General features: G+C 68.3%; 10 protein-coding genes. 6 read left to right on the forward strand and 4 right to left on the reverse strand.

Annotated features, from left to right (window positions below; all coding sequences use genetic code 11):
* Positions 1-106 precede the first annotated feature (106 nt).
* Both BJ992_RS20770 and BJ992_RS20775 read left to right on the forward strand, forming a co-directional pair.
* Positions 107-2,773, forward strand: coding sequence for a metallophosphoesterase (locus tag BJ992_RS20770; RefSeq protein ID WP_184983516.1), 2,667 nt, complete (start codon positions 107-109; stop codon positions 2,771-2,773).
* Positions 2,770-5,298 (forward strand): WD40 domain-containing protein, encoded by a 2,529-nt coding sequence (locus tag BJ992_RS20775; RefSeq protein WP_184983518.1) that lies wholly within the window; start codon positions 2,770-2,772, stop codon positions 5,296-5,298. Before BJ992_RS20770 ends, BJ992_RS20775 begins: the two co-directional genes overlap by 4 nt.
* 42 nt (positions 5,299-5,340) lie before the next feature.
* On the opposite strand, the gene BJ992_RS20780 is transcribed toward BJ992_RS20775, so the two are convergent.
* Both BJ992_RS20780 and BJ992_RS34365 read right to left on the reverse strand, forming a co-directional pair.
* Positions 5,341-5,847, reverse strand: a complete 507-nt coding sequence (locus tag BJ992_RS20780; protein WP_184983520.1) for a hypothetical protein — start codon at positions 5,845-5,847, stop codon at positions 5,341-5,343.
* Between the two features lie 258 nt (positions 5,848-6,105).
* Entirely contained in the window at positions 6,106-7,101 is a 996-nt protein-coding gene (locus tag BJ992_RS34365; protein ID WP_221474907.1) for a LuxR C-terminal-related transcriptional regulator, read from the reverse strand.
* Positions 7,102-7,541: 440 nt separating this feature from the next.
* Between BJ992_RS34365 and BJ992_RS20790 the strand changes: the two genes are divergently transcribed.
* From BJ992_RS20790 to BJ992_RS20805, 4 genes are all read left to right on the forward strand, one after another.
* Complete coding sequence (locus BJ992_RS20790) at positions 7,542-8,360, forward strand: helix-turn-helix domain-containing protein (protein WP_184983522.1); 819 nt, start codon at positions 7,542-7,544, stop codon at positions 8,358-8,360.
* Entirely contained in the window at positions 8,351-8,569 is a 219-nt protein-coding gene (locus tag BJ992_RS20795; RefSeq protein ID WP_184983524.1) for a DUF397 domain-containing protein, read from the forward strand. The genes BJ992_RS20790 and BJ992_RS20795 overlap by 10 nt, the downstream gene beginning before the upstream one ends.
* 145 nt (positions 8,570-8,714) lie before the next feature.
* Positions 8,715-9,221 (forward strand): GNAT family N-acetyltransferase, encoded by a 507-nt coding sequence (locus BJ992_RS20800; RefSeq protein WP_184983526.1) that lies wholly within the window; start codon positions 8,715-8,717, stop codon positions 9,219-9,221.
* A gap of 435 nt (positions 9,222-9,656) precedes the next feature.
* Positions 9,657-12,488 carry a type 1 periplasmic-binding domain-containing protein gene (locus BJ992_RS20805; protein WP_184983528.1) on the forward strand — a complete coding sequence of 944 codons (2,832 nt, stop codon included), beginning with the start codon at positions 9,657-9,659 and terminating at the stop codon, positions 12,486-12,488.
* 455 nt (positions 12,489-12,943) lie between these two features.
* Here the strand turns inward: BJ992_RS20805 and BJ992_RS20810 are convergent, their stop codons facing one another.
* Together BJ992_RS20810 and BJ992_RS20815 are read right to left on the reverse strand one after the other, a co-directional pair.
* Positions 12,944-13,324 (reverse strand): sensor histidine kinase, encoded by a 381-nt coding sequence (locus BJ992_RS20810; RefSeq protein WP_184983530.1) that lies wholly within the window; start codon positions 13,322-13,324, stop codon positions 12,944-12,946.
* Positions 13,325-13,599: 275 nt separating this feature from the next.
* Positions 13,600-15,609: a bifunctional copper resistance protein CopD/cytochrome c oxidase assembly protein gene (locus BJ992_RS20815; RefSeq protein ID WP_184983532.1), complete on the reverse strand. Its 2,010-nt coding sequence runs from the start codon at positions 15,607-15,609 to the stop codon at positions 13,600-13,602.
* Positions 15,610-15,685: the final 76 nt, after the last annotated feature.

The following is a 15,685-nucleotide window of genomic DNA, read 5'->3' on the forward strand; positions in this document are numbered from 1 at the left end:
ATCCTTTCTTTATGCCAGTATTGCCGTCAAAGAGTAGCGTCTCGATGGAATACCGGCCGGTCAGGTGGGACACAGAACGGTGCCAACGGGAAATAACTCCCCAAGTGTGACAATCCTTCATGTCTCGGATACGCAATTCGGTCAGTATCACCGATTTGGGACAGAGGATTCACTGGCCCGGAACCTTATTCGGGACCTGGAGCGGCTAAAGCGGGACGAGAGGGTGCCGGAGCCGGACCTGATGATCCTTTCGGGAGACATCACCGAGAGGGCCAACGAGGACGAGTTCGCCGATGCGCTCGCCTTCCTCGACGAGGTGTGTGCCATCACGGGGCTGTCCAGGGAACGTGTGGTGGTGGTTCCCGGCAACCACGACGTGAGCTGGTCGTGGAGCGAGGCCCATTTCTACGAGTGCCGGGCCAAGGGGAAAGAGTTCGCCGTCCCTTACTTCCCCAAGTGGGAGAACTACCAGAGGTTCGTGACCGAGTTGCACGACCCGACGGCGTTCACGGCGGAACGGCCCTACCGGCTGCACAGGTTCGATGAACTGCGGGTGGCCGTCGCGGCGATGAACTCCACGATCAAGGAGAGTCACCGGGACGACGACCACTACGGCTGGTGCGGCGACGGCCAGCTCCGGTGGTTCGCGCGGGAACTCGGCGAGCTGGACGGCATGCTCAGGATCGGGGTACTGCACCACAACGTTCGCCGAAAGGCGGTGGCCGACAACGAGAACCTCCGGGACGAGGACGCGCTCAGCGACATCCTGCGCGACAGGCTCGATCTGATCCTGCACGGCCACACCCATGCGGGGAAGGAAGACCGGCTGCCGAACGGGACCCTCGTTCTCGCCACCGGCTCCGCGGCCGTGACCGAGGACTGGCGGCCAGGGGAGACGCGGAACCAGTACCAAGTCCTCCGGGTGGACGCCTGGAACACCACTCGCTGGGCTCGTGAGTGGGACGGCGTACGGGATTGGATGCCGGATATTCGGGCCGATCCTGAGCGACGCAGGACGCAGGTGCCGGTCAGGCTCATTGTGCCGGGGTGGAATTCGAGGCGGCAGACGGCCGACGAGGTGAGCCGGTTCGAAACGGGAGAGCTCTGGGAGCGTTGGGAACGGGGACGTGACTTCGCCGAGCAGGTTGTGTGGACGACACAGCAGGACCTGGGGAAAGAGGCACAGATCCATTCCCGTAGAACGGAGGACCCGCCGCTCCGCTACCTCCTGGTTCACCAGAACGGCAGGCCGCTGCGGTACGTCGGCATCGTGGACGGACCGCTGGACCGCACGACCCTGGAGGACTTCGACCGCCGGGTCTTCGGTCCCGCGCGGGTCCAGCACTCCGAGTTCGTCCTGGTGCATCGCGGCCCTGACGAGCCGGAACTGCGGGAACACGCACTGGTGCCGCACGGCATCCGCGTCAAGACCTGGAACGAGTACAACGCACTGCTCGACTGCACCGCGTACCGGACATGGCTGAAGCGCGAGCTGGACAACGACCGGCTGTACCCGCAGAAGCTCTACCAGCCGCAGCGGTACCGCGACATCGATCGGTTCGGCGGCGCAGAGTCAGAGATCCGGGACGACCTGCTCGACCAGGTCTCCAGGGAGCTTCTCGCCGAGGACGGCTGTTTCGTGCTGGTCCTCGGGGACGCCGGGTACGGCAAGTCGTTCCTCGTGCGGCGGCTGGCGCACCGGATGCTGGACAACGACCGGCTCGGCATCACCCCGATCGTCGTCTACCTCAAGGACCGGGACAAGCGCCAGACGGTGGCGGAGATGGTCTCCAACGTGCTGATCCCCAGTAACACGTCGTTCGCCCCGGACCACTTCCGCCACAGCCTGGAGGCCGGCTCACTGGCCCTGCTGATCGACGGATACGACGAGTTCGCCGTGCGGGTCGGCTACGACAACGCCGCGGCACAGCTCCGCACGTTCCTGGACGCCGCCAAGGGACGCGCGAGGATCCTGCTCACCACCAGGCCGAGCCACTTCCGCAGTACCGAGAACGTCACCAGCAGCCTTTTCGCCAGCCTCCAGACGGTGCACCACGGCCGGGTACGCCTGCTGGAGCCCTTCGACGACGACCAGCAACGCGCGTTCCTGAGACGCTGGTTCGAACTAGAGGGTGCGGCGGACCCCGTCGTGCTCGCCGGCGAGTGGATGGCCGCGCTGCGTCAGGTGGACAACCTTCCTGAGCTCGCCAGAACCCCCCGCATGTTGTCCTTCATCGTCAAGGACCTGCGGCTTGAGGAGATCAGATCCGCCGTCGGCCGTGGGGTGGTGACAGCCGCCGACCTCTACGACCGGCTGGTGAGCCGCTGGCTCAGCGAGGAGGCGGCGCGGATCGACCCCGCGGGGAGAGGCGCCGTGTCCGAGGAGCAGCGCAGAGAACTCCTGGAGGAGATCGCGCTGCGACTGTGGCAGGCGGGAGAACGGGATGTCACCGAGGACGCGCTCCAGCAAGCGGTCCGGGACGTGCTGGACCTGCCGGGACTGGAGCTGACCGTCGACCAGGCCGCGCAGATCGCCGGCAGCCGGACGTTGCTGCAGGTCGGTGACGGATGCTGGAAGTTCACGCACCAGTCGGTCTGGGAGTTCCTGCTGGCGTCACACCTCGCGACGTTCTTCCGCGCCGGCCGGGCCGACGACCTGATCGGTGACGCGCGGCTCACTCCGCTGACCGGCCGCTTCCTGCGTGACCTGGCCCCTGAGTCCGTCGAGGCCTGGCTGGACGGCCGGTCTGGTGACGACCCGGAGGACATGTGAGCGACTGGCGCAAGCGGAATGCTCGGACGCTGCTGGGGGTGTTCCGGGAGGACGGTCTTGCACGCGGCATCCGATTGCTCGACTACGCGGGAGAGAACCTGCGCGGCGAGGTGTTCACTCCGAAAGAGGATCTGAGCGGGGCCGTCTTCCGCGGCGCGGACCTCACCGGAGCGCGCCTGGCAGGGGTGAACCTGTCCGGAGCAGACCTGTCGGACGCTCGCCTCACCGGCGCCGTCCTCGACGGCGCGGACCTGACCGGCGCCGACCTCACCGGAGCGGTCCTGGACGAGGCGTCGCTGATCGGCGTGGAGTTGCGTGACGCGGCCATGGGGAGAGTGAGCTGTGATCGGACCAAGCTCACCTCCGCCAGGAACGCGAACATCGACGTGCTTTCAGGCTGGGGAACCGCCATGCCATCCGAACCTCCTCGCCTGATGCTCCAGCCAAGTGCCACCGCGACCTCCATGACCGTGTGGCACCCGACGAGAGCCCTGCTGGCTCTTGCGAACGGTAACAACGCGGAACTTTGGGATCCGGCCGCCGGCACCTGCCTGCGCACCCTCACCGGCCACAACGACTGGCTCACCTCAGTCGCCTACTCCCCTGACGGCACCCGCCTCACCACCACAAGCCGAGACCGCACCGCACGCATCTGGAACCCCGCCACCGGCACCTGCCTGCGCACCCTCACCGGCCACAACGCCAGCGTCACCGCAGTGGCCTACTCACCCGACGGCACCCACCTCACCACCACAAGCGACGACCGCACCGCACGCATCTGGAACCCCGCCACCGGCACCTGCCTGCACACCCTCACCGGCCACAACAACCCGGTCACCTCAGTCGCCTACTCCCCCGACGGCACCAACCTCACCACCACAAGCCACGACCGCACCGCACGCATCTGGAACCCCGCCACCGGCACCTGCCTGCACACCCTCACCGGCCACACCAACTCGGTCACCTCAGTCGCCTACTCACCCGACGGCACCCACCTCACCACCACAAGCCGAGACGGCACCGCACGGATCTGGAACCCCGCCACCGGCACCTGCCTGCACACCCTCACCGGCCACAACAACCCGGTCACCTCAGTCGCCTACTCACCCGACGGCACCCACCTCACCACCACAAGCCGAGACGGCACCGCACGGATCTGGGATCCATCCACCGGCACCTGCCTGCACACCCTCACCGGCCACAACCACTGGCTCACCGCCGTGGCCTACTCACCCGACGGCACCCACCTCACCACCACAAGCCGAGACCGCACCGCACGCATCTGGAACCCCGCCACCGGCACCTGCCTGCGCACCCTCACCGGCCACAACGCCAGCGTCACCGCAGTGGCCTACTCACCCGACGGCACCCACCTCACCACCACAAGCGAGGACCGCACCGCACGCATCTGGAACCTCGCCACCGGCACCTGCCTGCACACCCTCACCGGCCACACCAACTCGGTCACCTCAGTCGCCTACTCCCCTGACGGCACTCACCTCACCACCACAAGCCGAGACCGCACCGCACGCATCTGGAACCCCGTCGCAGGCACCTGCCTGCACACCCTCACCGGCCACAACGACTCGGTCACCTCAGTGGCCTACTCACCTGACGGCACCCGCCTCACCACCACCAGCCGAGACGGCACCGCACGCATCTGGGATTTGGCCACCGGCACCTGCCTGCACACCCTCACCGGCCACAACGACTGGCTCACCGCCGTGGCCTACTCACCCGACGGCACCCACCTCACCACCACAAGCCACGACAACACCGCACGCATCTGGAACCTCGCCACCGGCACCCGCGTGACCACCCTCACCGGCCACACCCGCTGGCTCACCGCCGTGGCCTACTCACCTGACGGCACGCACCTCACCACCACCAGCCGAGACGGCACCGCACGCATCTGGGATCCAGCCACCCGCACCTGCGTGACCACCCTCACCGGCCACAGCGGCAGCGTCATCGCCGTGGCCTACTCACCCGACGGCACCCACCTCACCACCACAAGCGACGACGGCACCGCACGCATCTGGGATCCAGCCACCGGCACCTGCCTGCACACCCTCACCGGCCACAGCGGCAGCGTCACCGCCGTGGCCTACTCACCCGACGGCACCCACCTCACCACCACAAGCGACGACCGCACCGCACGCATCTGGGACCTCGCCACCGGCACCTGCCTGCACACCCTCACCGGCCACACCCGCTGGCTCACCGCCGTGGCCTACTCACCCGACGGCACCCACCTCACCACCACAAGCGACGACGGCACCGCACGGATCTATCGATTGAATGCTCTCGCACATGACGAACCGGCTACGACTCTGATCGTGATGGGCTTACCGGACCAAGGCTGGGCCACGTTCTACGGCGAGCACCGTTACCGCCTGAGCGGCGACAGCGCCGGCCGTTTCTGGTGGGTCTCCGGCCTGTGCAGGTTCGAGCCAGGCGAGCTGGACGGTCTCTGCGTGGAACGCCTCGACACCGACCCTGAACCAGCCGAAAAGACCCGCTGAGCCCCGGCCGCCAATCGCGGCCAGGGCTCAGACCGGCAGGCGTCACACGTGGACGACCCAAGGAACGTCCCCATAGGCAGCGTCCCGAGCTGATGCCACAGTCAAAGCCCGGAACACCCGGTGCCGTCGCCGTACAAGCTTGGCCGCGTTCCGTGGCATCCCCACCCGCAGGTGCAGCACGTCGGTAGCCGGTACCCCGATCCCCCCGATGTCCGGCAACCCGATCTGCGTGAGGTCCCCGGCCCGGGCCTCGACCCGGCATCGTGACCCCTCCCCCAGGCCCACGATGTCGAAGGTCATGACCCCGGCCCGGCAGCCGACCTCGACCCGGTACCCGTCATCAGTACGCATCACGTCAACAGGCTCTCGACTCGATCTCTCCTTGGCGGTGAGCGCGGCCACCCCGGCGATGTGAGCCGCGGCGAGCGGTGCCAGTGGGAACTCGGCGGTGACCGGAGCCTGTGCGAGGCTCCCCCTCCTGGTCATCCAGCCGAAGCCCACTGTGGACAGCAGTGTTAGCGCGAGGATGGCTATCGTCAGGCCTTCCATGTCGAGCTCCTCAGCTCGCGCCGGCACCTGTACGGCCCCCCAGCCGCCAGTAACCCACGATTACGGCCCGAAAGCCGCCAGGTACCGACAAATCCCTCCCATATGACAATAGGACGATATAGGGACCGATCGGATAAAGCCCCGACGTCCGCGACGGGTTTTCAACCGGCCAGGACAGTACTAAGTACTACCCGGCGTCGGAGGGTGAACAGAGGTGAACCGCACGTGACACCCACCCGCACCTCACCACACCCCGCACTACTCGGTGAATTGACTCAGCTTGGCCGCGATTCCAGAACGTTGCTCCACTCCGAGTTTCCGCAGAATTCTGGACACGTGCCCTTTGATAGTGGACTCCGTGACGAATACCTGCGCCGCGATCTCCTTGTTCGTCATCCCCCCGCGCGCGATCAGCAGCGCGATCTCCCGCTCCTTCCCCGACAGCGACCGCAGCAGCGTCTCCGCGTGCACCGACGGCCGGGCGATGATGTCCATCGTCTCGGTCTGCGTGCGCTCGCAGCGGTACCGCAGCGCCGCCACCAGCGCCACGAGGTCGGGCCGGTCCGCCGGCAGGGCCGCCGCGACGCGGCAGATGTCGCGGTGCAGCTCGCGGAGGCGTTCGGACACGTCCTGGACGACGTCGGCGACGGACAGGCGTTCGGATTCGGCGGCCGGGTCGGGGGTGGCGAGTTCGGCGCGGTTCAGTGCGTCCTCGCGTTCGCGGCTGAGGACGGTGGCCACCGAGCGTGCGGTCCATTCGAAGGCGCGGACGTGTTCGCCGGTGTAGCTGTCGCGCCGGTACGACTGGATGGAGGCGATGCCGACGACGGGGGCCTCCGGCTCGGGGGTCTCGTAGACGGGGATGGTGACGGCGTCGGCGGACATGCGTTTCTCGTCGCCGAAGGCGACGCCGTTGTACAGGAGCCGGCCGTGGTCCATGGCGTACGTGTAGGGGCGGCGGTTGCGGAGGATCCACGCGGCCTGGCCGTCCGGGCCGTAGGTGAAGACCTCGGGCTGGATGTAGTTCTCGCTCGGCAGGGTGTCGTCGAAGGTGTACGGGTAGACGATTTTCCGGCCTTCGCGGTAGAAGCCGACGTAGAAGGCGTTCACGGTGCACAGGGTGCTCATGGCGAAGCGCCAGTAGTCGAACAATGCGTGGTGGTTCCCCATGCGGCTGCGGATTCCCCGGTCGGCCTGGCTGAGCGCGGCGGCGGTCTCGGGTGAGAAGCCGGTGCTCGGACGGGGAACGGACACTCGTCCTCCAGGAGTCGCCGTCTGCGGAGTGGGGTCATCGATGAGCTTTACTGACTACGGCAGAGCTCGTCACCCTTTTCTCCGGATTCGGTGCAGTTTAGTGATCGTTGGTCGTTGATGGGGTGGGGCCGGGTTGCGGGAAGCCTGGCGGCATGGCCGTTCACCTGCGGCGATGCGGATTGGTTATAACAGGGGTGGCGGTGGCCAGGGGAAACGGCCGGTGGAGTCGTTGACCGGGCCGGGAAATGGCCGGTCAAGGTGGCCGCGGTTTACGCGGAGGCGATTCGGCGCCGCGTGCCGGACCGGGGAATTCGCCGCCGTACGACCACCGGCATCCACTACCTTAAGTAGCCATCTGAACACTTCGGGGAGTGGCGCCTGCATGGGATGGCCTTCGCCTCGGCCGTCTCCCCGCACGACGCGGGAGTGGCATGCCGCACATGACGAGGATCGACCCTGAGGACTCCGCGCGGGCCCGTTTCGCGTACGAGTTGCAGCGGCACCGGCTGTTGGCGAAGCTCACGCAGGGGCAGCTCGGGAGGCGTATCGGGTTCTCGGGGAGCCTGATCGGGGCCGTGGAGAACCTCAAGCGGACGCCTAGTGACGATTTCGCGAAGCGGTGCGACCAGGTGTTCGGGCTGGACGGGCTGTTCACGAGGCTGCACAGCGACGGGTGGCCTCCGCCGCCGCCGGTTCCTGAGCACTTCCGCAACTGGACGCTTGAGGAGCGGCGGGCTTCGGGGTTGCAGATCTGGGATCCGTTCCTGGTGCCGGGGATCTTCCAGACGGAGGCGTACGCGCGCCGGGTGTTCGAGCGCGCGCCGGGGATCACGCCGGAGGAGGTCGAGGAGCGGGTCTTCGGCCGGATGCAGCGCAGGAACCTGCTGAGCCAGGCGGAGCCGCCGGCGATTCTCAGTGTGATCGACGAGGGGGTGTTGCGGCGGCCCATCGGCGGGGCCACCGTGATGCGGGAGCAACTGGAATTCCTTCTGGAGATCTCACGGCATCCCAAGGTAACCATACAAATCGTGCCATATGCCGCTGAGGCGGTACCGGGGTTGCTTGCCGCTTTTGTTATAGCGGAACAACGCGGCACGGCTTGTGCGGTATATGTGGATTCCATACCGGAGGGTCGGACGGTGACGGAGCGGTGCATGATCTCGCTGCTCACGGCACGGTACGACGCCATCCGGGCGGAGGCGCTTCCTCAGTCGCTTTCGCTTAAGTTAATCAGAGAAATTGCCGACAAATGGATTTAAGCACGGCGAAGTGGTACAAGTCCAAGTTCAGCGGGGACACCGGGGGGCACTGCGTGGAAGTGGCGAACAATCTGCGCGGGGTGGTGGCGGTCCGCGACTCCAAACGGCCGAGCGCGACGGTGCTCGTGACCACACGCGCGGGGTGGTGTCAGTTCGTGGACGACCTCAAGACGGGATGTTTCATCCTCAACCGCAAACTGGTGTACTGACCGGCGAGCCGCGCCGATCTCGGCTCCGTACGGTGAGCGGATCGGCGGTCACGTCGCGCGCGGTTCCTCGACACCGGTGTCGCGCTCGGCTGCTGAGCCCGGAAAAGCACTGGTCCCGGGCCGGGGTGGCGGTGACAATGTGGCGATGAGCATTCGCGTCGCCGGTGCGGGGGAGCTTGGTCTGCTGCAGGAGATCGAGCGGGCTTCCGGGGAGTTGTTCCGCGGGGTCGGGATGGGGCCGGTGGCCGACGACGAGCCGTATCCGCTGGAGGTGCTGGCGCGGTTCCAGGGGTCGGGCCGGGCCTGGGTGTCGGTGGACGGGGACGATCGGCCGGTCGCGTATCTGATCGCGGAGGAGGTGGACGGCAATCTGCATCTGGAGCAGGTGTCGGTGCATCCGGCCGCGGCGCGGCGGGGGCTCGGGAGGTCGTTGATCGAGCACGCGGCCGATCACGCGAAGGCGGCGGGGTTGCCGGCGCTCACGCTGATCACGTTCACGCGGGTGCCGTGGAACGCGCCGTACTACGAGCGATGCGGGTTCTGGGGGCTGGACGACTCGGAGCTGACGCCGGGGTTGCGGGCCCGGCGCAGGCGTGAGGCGGAGCTCGGGCTGGACCGGTGGCCGCGGGTCTGCATGCGGCGCGACCTCTGACGGCGGGTGCCGGGTCGGTGTATGGCGGCCTCTGGCGGCATGTGCCGGGTTGATACACGGCCGGACTCTGGCGGCATGTGCCAGGTCGGTGCGCGGCGTGGTGTGGTGGCACGTGCCGGGTCGGCGGCAGCGTGGTGTGGCGGCATGTGCCGGGTCGGGGGGTGGCCTGATCTTTATCGCGACGAGTTGTCGGTGTTCAGACGGCGGCGGATCAGGGTGAGGGAGAGTAATTCGTCGTGGGGAATGTCCGCGTGCGGACAGTGTCGGGAAAAAACCGTGCTAAGGGTCGCGAAAAGGTGGCGTGGTGCGCCGTGTCCTTCTAGAAAGCTTTAGCGTGGTAAGGGCCTGACGCCGGAGCGTCATAGTCGCTTCGTGAAAGCAGAGTCGCGCGGAAGGTCCCTCGCACCCCCTGATCGCTTCGAGGAGACGAACGGTATGCCTGTCCGGGCCGATGATTCACAGGACACTTACCAGCGCTCCTACGACGGGGTGCGCGAGTTCCTGCGGGTGTTCGACCAGATCCGCATCCGGCCGACGCGGCGCAGTGGCGACCTGCCGGTGCCGGTGTTGTCGGTGACGGGGCCGTCGAGTGAGACGGTGGCCGTCGCCAACGCGTTGGAGGACCGGTGTGCCGGCACGCCGTTCGCCGACCTCGCGCCGTCTGAGGAGCCGACGTCCGCCACGTCGCAGGCGACACCGTACTCGGGGCTGGTGGCGCGATTACGAGAGGTGAGCCGTGAGCTGGCCTCGGCGGCGCCGCGCGGGGAGGCGCATCTGCGGTTCCCGTTGCTGGCGCAGGTGCTGTGGCTGCTGGAGCTCGACGCCGCCGACGGCGATGACGTCCGTCTCCACGACAGCGTCAAGCGGGCCGTACGGCGGCGGCGGATCAGGCCAGGCAACGAGCCGGACGCGCGCAACTTCTGGGCCAACGTGCGCGCGTACGCCGAGGGGCCGCTGCCGGCGTGGGCCGCGGCGACGGCGCTGATCAGCGCGACCCTGGCCGAGAAGCTCGCCACCTGGCTCGGCATCGCCACCATCGCCATCGGCCTGGTGGTCGGCGCGGCGCACGTGTTGCTGCTGTCGCGGAGCTGGGCCGGCCGGCGGCGGTACAAGTGGTTCTGCCGGCAGCCCTATCTGGTGCCGGCGAAGTCGCGTAACCCGCCGAAGAACTTCAATGAGTTCGCGGTGCGGGTGATCAAGGCACGGAACCTCGCACTTTCTCCTCATGCGGCCGAAGCCGGTGCGGCGAAGCCGAGTGCGCCGGAAGCCGGCCAGGTCACGGCCGGGGAAGAGGTGGACAAGCGGCGTGAGCAGCGGCGGCAGGCGATCGAAGGCATCGAGCATCTGCTGGTGAACGCGTTTCTGCATGATCTGCGGCAGGGGTACGAGCGCAGTCTGTGGAAGTTCTGGCGGCGGGTCGCGTGGGCCCGTACGTCGTTGCCGGTGCTGCTGGTCCGCGGGGGTGACACCCGGCTGGTCACGCTGATCGAGGAGGTCAGGGCCGGGACAGGGCTGCTCGACCCGCTGATGGTCGTGGTCACCGGCTCGGCGGCACGGACCGAGCTGCCGCCGGCGGGTGGTACGGAGACGCTGGAGGGCCGGCCCGGGTTCGCCGAGGAGCTGTGGGAGCAGTGGCAGGCCGAGCTGGCCAGGGACCGCGTGCTCGGCTCGCGGCGGCTGATCCGGATCGTTCTGAAGGACGGGGACACGCGACTGCTGGGGAGGTCGCATGTGCCGGTGCGCACCCGGCGGCGGCCGGTGCTCGCGCATCCGTTGCTGCCGGTGCTGACGGTGACGGCGTTGGTGGCGATATCTCTGATGCGCGTGGGGACGACGGCCGCGTCGAACTGCGCGCCTTCCATCTGGTGGGAGAGGGGCACCGGGGAGTGTGTCGGGTTCGGGTACGACTATTTCGGCTACACACCGCGGCTGGAGCCGGTGCTCACCGAGATCGACAAGGCCAACAAGGCGATCCTGGACTCGGGCCGGCCGTACGCCACAGTGGTGTACTTCGGGAAGCTGACCAACCCGAGGAACGGTGGCGACGACCCGCTCACCGACATTCACGGGGAACTGGCCGGCATCGCGGTGCAGCAGCGCCTGCTCACCCGCAACAGCTCTGACGGCAGCAAGCTGCGGATGCGCGTGCTGGTGGCCAACGCCGGGTCCGACTTCAGGTACGCCGAGCGCGTGGCTGAAGAGGTGCTGCGGAGAGTCAACGAGGACCCGACGATCGTCGGAGTGGTGGGGCTCGGGGAGAGCCGCCAGGAGGTGCAGAATGCTCTGCGTATCCTCGGCCGCAAGGCTCTGCCGATGGTCACGACCACGTCCACGTTCGACGACCTCGGGACGCGGGAGGACGGCGGGGACATCCCGTCGTACTTCCCGCTGGCGCCGCCGAACAGTGAGCTGGCCGCCACAGCGGCACGGTGGGCCAGATCGGGCCTCCCGTCGGCCGGCCTCGCTCCGTCGAAGAAGGCGACGGTGTTCGCCGACACGTCGATCAGGGATCTGTTCGGCAGGGACCTCGGAAAGCGCTTCGAGGCGGCGTTCGGGAAGGATGCGAGGAGGGTCGAGTTCGAGGACGCCGGTGAGCTGGAGCAGTTGGTGAAATCCGAGTGCTCCGTGGAGAGCCGGCGGCCGGATCTGGCGTACTACGCGGGTCGATCGGGGCAGTTCGGCGCGTTCCTCACGGCGCTCTCCACATCGGAGTGCGATCACGTCACGGTCATGGCCAGCGACGACGTCACGCAGTACGTGAACGACAACGCGCCGCGGATCGGACGCGACATCCAGCGTGTGGTGTACGTGGCGCTGGCGTCGTCCAGTGTGTGGGAGTTCACGGCGAAACACTCGCCGAGCTTCTACGGAGAGCTGAGGGACCTCGTCAAGGTGCTTGAGCTGCCGAAGGAGGATCCGCACAACCTGCCGTCGGACGCGTACGCGGTGCAGGCGTACGACGCCACCGAAGCGTTGATGCAGGCGGCGCAGAAGGCGTACTCCGACCAAGGCGGGTCGGCGTCCGTGGCAGGAGAGCCCGGCGCGGTCGACCGGGGTGGGGTTCTGCTGGCTCTGGAGCGGCTCGGACCGATCTACGGCGCCAGCGGCGTCATCCGGCTGCGCGACGCTCCCGATCACCGGCACGCGCTCGACCGTCCCATCGTGCTGATCAGCATCGACGCGAACGGCCAGCAGACGACGATCGGCCGCTGCGGCCAGTTGGACCGGGAGAAGGAATTCCCCCGGTGCGCGAGTTCGACTCCCTGACCGGAGCAGGCGGGGCTTCGCGATCGCGGAAGCGGTGCGAGATCGGGATTTGTCGGATATCGGACCCAGGCCGGTTGGTGGACCAGGTCGAGTCGGGAGGTCGGATCGGAGGGGTAGGCCGAGAGGGGATGTGATCGGGGCCGATCGGCGGGTTGGATCGTGCCCGATGGTCGGCCTTTCGATGGTCGACCCTCGATGGTCGACCCTTCGATGGCCGGTGCCAGGGATCGCGTGTCTGGCGTGGCGTGTCCGGCGTGGCGTGTCTGGCCGCTCCTGACGTTGCGGGCCACCTCGACCGCGCGGGGTACGTCTGCCGCGGCCGGGTCCGGTCGAGCGAGGCGGTGCCGTGGACAGCTCCTGGGTTCCGCCGGTAGATACAGCTTCTGTTTTCCTTCGTTCCTCGACCAGTCCGGGGGGTTGGACCCTGGGGAATTGATCCGGGGTTGATCCGGGGGTCAGATGTGGCCGGTGATGGTGGTGCCTTCGCCGACGACCGAGTTGACGGTGAGGGTGCCGCCTACCTCGCTGAAGCGGCGTTTCATGAGGTCGAGGCCCCGGCCGGCGCGGGTGCCGGGGGTGAAGCCGACGCCGTTGTCGCTGATGGTGAGTTTCAGGCCGGTGCGGGAGGTGGTGAGGGCCAGGGAGAGGGTGTGCGCGCCGCTGTGTGACTCGACGTTGGACAGGGCTTCCTGGAGGACGGCGTAGACGGCGTCGGCCACGGGGGTGGGGACACGGTCGGTGGGGAGGGCCCAGACCTCCACCGTGATGCCGGTGCGGTCGGACCACTCGGTCAGGTAGTCCTCGATGGTCTGCGACAGACCTCGTCGTCCGCGCATGCGCAACTCTTCGTACAAGTCCCCCAACCCTCCTGGGAGCACCGCTCCAGTGCGACGTGATCCCGGCCCCACCGCGTCCAGCCTGGTCCGTGAAACCATGATCGACGCTACCGGTGCGTGCTCAACGAGCGATTGAGATTGGTTTGGTGCTGCCGAGACGTCCGCCGGGTACGGCGGTTGAGTCCCGTCCCCCCGAGTTATGCCCAGCAACACTCTTGGTCACGCTACTTACCGGTACGGGTAGATGCGCGAAGGTCAAGTAGGGAGGGCCGGGGCTACTCCTTGTCGGCGGGGTCGAGGCCGCGGCCGGAGCGGTTCAGGCGGGAGAGGTAGTCGTTGTAGGCGTCGAGTTCGGCGTCGCCGGTGCCGCCGTCGCGGGCCGCCTTGGCGTCGGCTCTGCGGTCGGCGCGGCGGGACTTGCGGTTCTCGTCGCGGTACCACTGGAAGGCCAGCGCGATGAGGACGATCAAGGTGGGGATCTCGCCGAAGGCCCAGGCGATGCCGCCGCCGGCCTGCTGGTCGGCCAGGGACGGCGAGCCCCAGGTGCGGCCGAGCTGGTCGTACCACTCGGCGGCGATCACGGTCCCCATGTTCATCAGGGCGATGCCGAAGAACGCGTGGAACGGCATGGTGACGAACAGCAGGAGCAGGCGGCCGACGTACGGCAGCTTGGTGGGGGCCGGATCCACGCCGATGATCACCCAGAAGAACAGCGAGCCGCTGATCAGGAAGTGGAGGGTCATCGCGATGTGGCCGAGGTGCTCCTCCATCGCGGCGGCGAACAGCGGGGTGAAGTACAGCGCGTAGGTCGAGGTGATGAAGATCGCGGTGGCGATGGCGGGGTGGGTGATCACCTTGACGGCGCGGCTGTGCAGGATGGTGACGAGCCACTCGCGGGGGCCGCGGTCGCCGCGGCGCAGGGCCGGTTTGAGCGCGCGCAGCGCGATGGTCACCGGAGCGCCGAGCACGAGGAAGATCGGCACGATCATGGACAGCACCATGTGCTCGGCCATGTGGACGCTGAACAGCACCGGCGCGTACTTGGCGACGCCGCTCTGCGTGGCGAGCACGAGCAGCAGGACGCCGACGGCCCAGGCGACGGTGCGGCCGGTGGGCCAGTGGTCGCCGCGGCGGGACAGGCGAACGACGGCGGCGCCGTACAGGCCGGCGAGCACGGCGGCGAGCGCGCCGAAGAACAGGTCGAACCACCACAGGGTGGCGAGGTTGGCGAGGCTGATCGGCGGCGGGACGAGGTAGCCGAGGAGCTCGAACGCGCGGTCCACCGGCAGGTCGAGCGGTGGCGGCGCGGTGCGGGACAGCGCCACGGCCACGCCGACGGTGCCGAGCATGACGACGGCCTCGACGGCGGCGAGCCGCAGGAACGCGCCGGAGCGGCCGGAGGTGAGCTCGGGGACGGTGCGGCCCCGGTGCCACCAGCCGATCGCGCCGAGAGCGGCGAACGCGACGATCTTGGCGAGCAGCAGGACGCCGTAGGAGCTGATGAACAGCTCGGTGATCGAGGTGAGGCGCGCGATGGCGCTGAACAGCCCGGACAGGCCGACCCCGATGAAGCACCACAGCGCGGCGCGGGAGAAGCGCCGCGCGGCCACGCCGAGGTCGGCGCCGCCGCGCAGGCCGTGCGCGCACAGCACCAGCAGGCCGCCGACCCAGACGGCGAGCACGAGCAGGTGGAGGGCCACGCCGGTGGTGGCGAGGCTGTGGTTGGGTGAGGAGGCCGAGTGGCCGGTGAGCGCCGGCGGCAGCAGGGTCGCGAGGGCCAGGATCAGCAGGCCCGCGGCGGCGCCCGCGGTGATGGCGCCGCGGCTGAACAGCGCGATGGCCGTGCCGAAGAGGACCACCAGGGTCAGGGCGATGCCTTGGGAGACCTGGCTGGCGTAGCTGGTCAGCTCGTCGCCGCCGAGCACCTCGATCACCGGCAGGCCGAGCGTCTCCGACAGGCTGAACACCAGGGTGGACGCGGCGGCGGCGGCCCAGATCAGGCCACCCCAGGCCGCGGCCCTGGTGTAGCCGAGCGCGGTCTTGCCGAGGAGCCCCTTGTTGTTCGGCAGCAGCACCGACGCCATGAGCAGCATGCCGACCGTCAGCACCCCGGCGATGTCCATGGTCGCCTTGGACAGCGGCAGGGCCCACCGGGTCAGCGTGCCTTCGTCCGGCAGCCCCGGGATGATGCGCGGCGTCGCGGCGCCCCCGGCGATCAGCGCCACCGCGAGGGCCCCGACCGCGACGAAGGCCCCGGCGAGCCCGAGCCTGAACGTCTTGGTCATGGCCTCGCCACCGTGTCTCGCGCCACGCCGCAGGTGAGGACACCTGGGGCCGGGAGGTCGCCGTGAGAAGCCGCCG

The organism is Sphaerisporangium rubeum (genome assembly GCF_014207705.1).
GTDB lineage: Bacteria > Actinomycetota > Actinomycetes > Streptosporangiales > Streptosporangiaceae > Sphaerisporangium > Sphaerisporangium rubeum.

Excerpts from the sequence above, each read along its gene's own strand:
- BJ992_RS20780 (WP_184983520.1), bottom strand. The coding sequence starts at position 5,847 with ATGGAAGGCCTGACGATAGCCATCCTCGCGCTAACACTGCTGTCCACA.
- BJ992_RS20790 (WP_184983522.1), top strand. The coding sequence starts at position 7,542 with ATGACGAGGATCGACCCTGAGGACTCCGCGCGGGCCCGTTTCGCGTAC.
- BJ992_RS20795 (WP_184983524.1), top strand. The coding sequence starts at position 8,351 with ATGGATTTAAGCACGGCGAAGTGGTACAAGTCCAAGTTCAGCGGGGAC.
- BJ992_RS20800 (WP_184983526.1), top strand. The coding sequence starts at position 8,715 with ATGAGCATTCGCGTCGCCGGTGCGGGGGAGCTTGGTCTGCTGCAGGAG.
- BJ992_RS20805 (WP_184983528.1), top strand. The coding sequence starts at position 9,657 with ATGCCTGTCCGGGCCGATGATTCACAGGACACTTACCAGCGCTCCTAC.
- BJ992_RS20810 (WP_184983530.1), bottom strand. The coding sequence starts at position 13,324 with ATGCGCGGACGACGAGGTCTGTCGCAGACCATCGAGGACTACCTGACC.
- BJ992_RS20815 (WP_184983532.1), bottom strand. The coding sequence starts at position 15,609 with ATGACCAAGACGTTCAGGCTCGGGCTCGCCGGGGCCTTCGTCGCGGTC.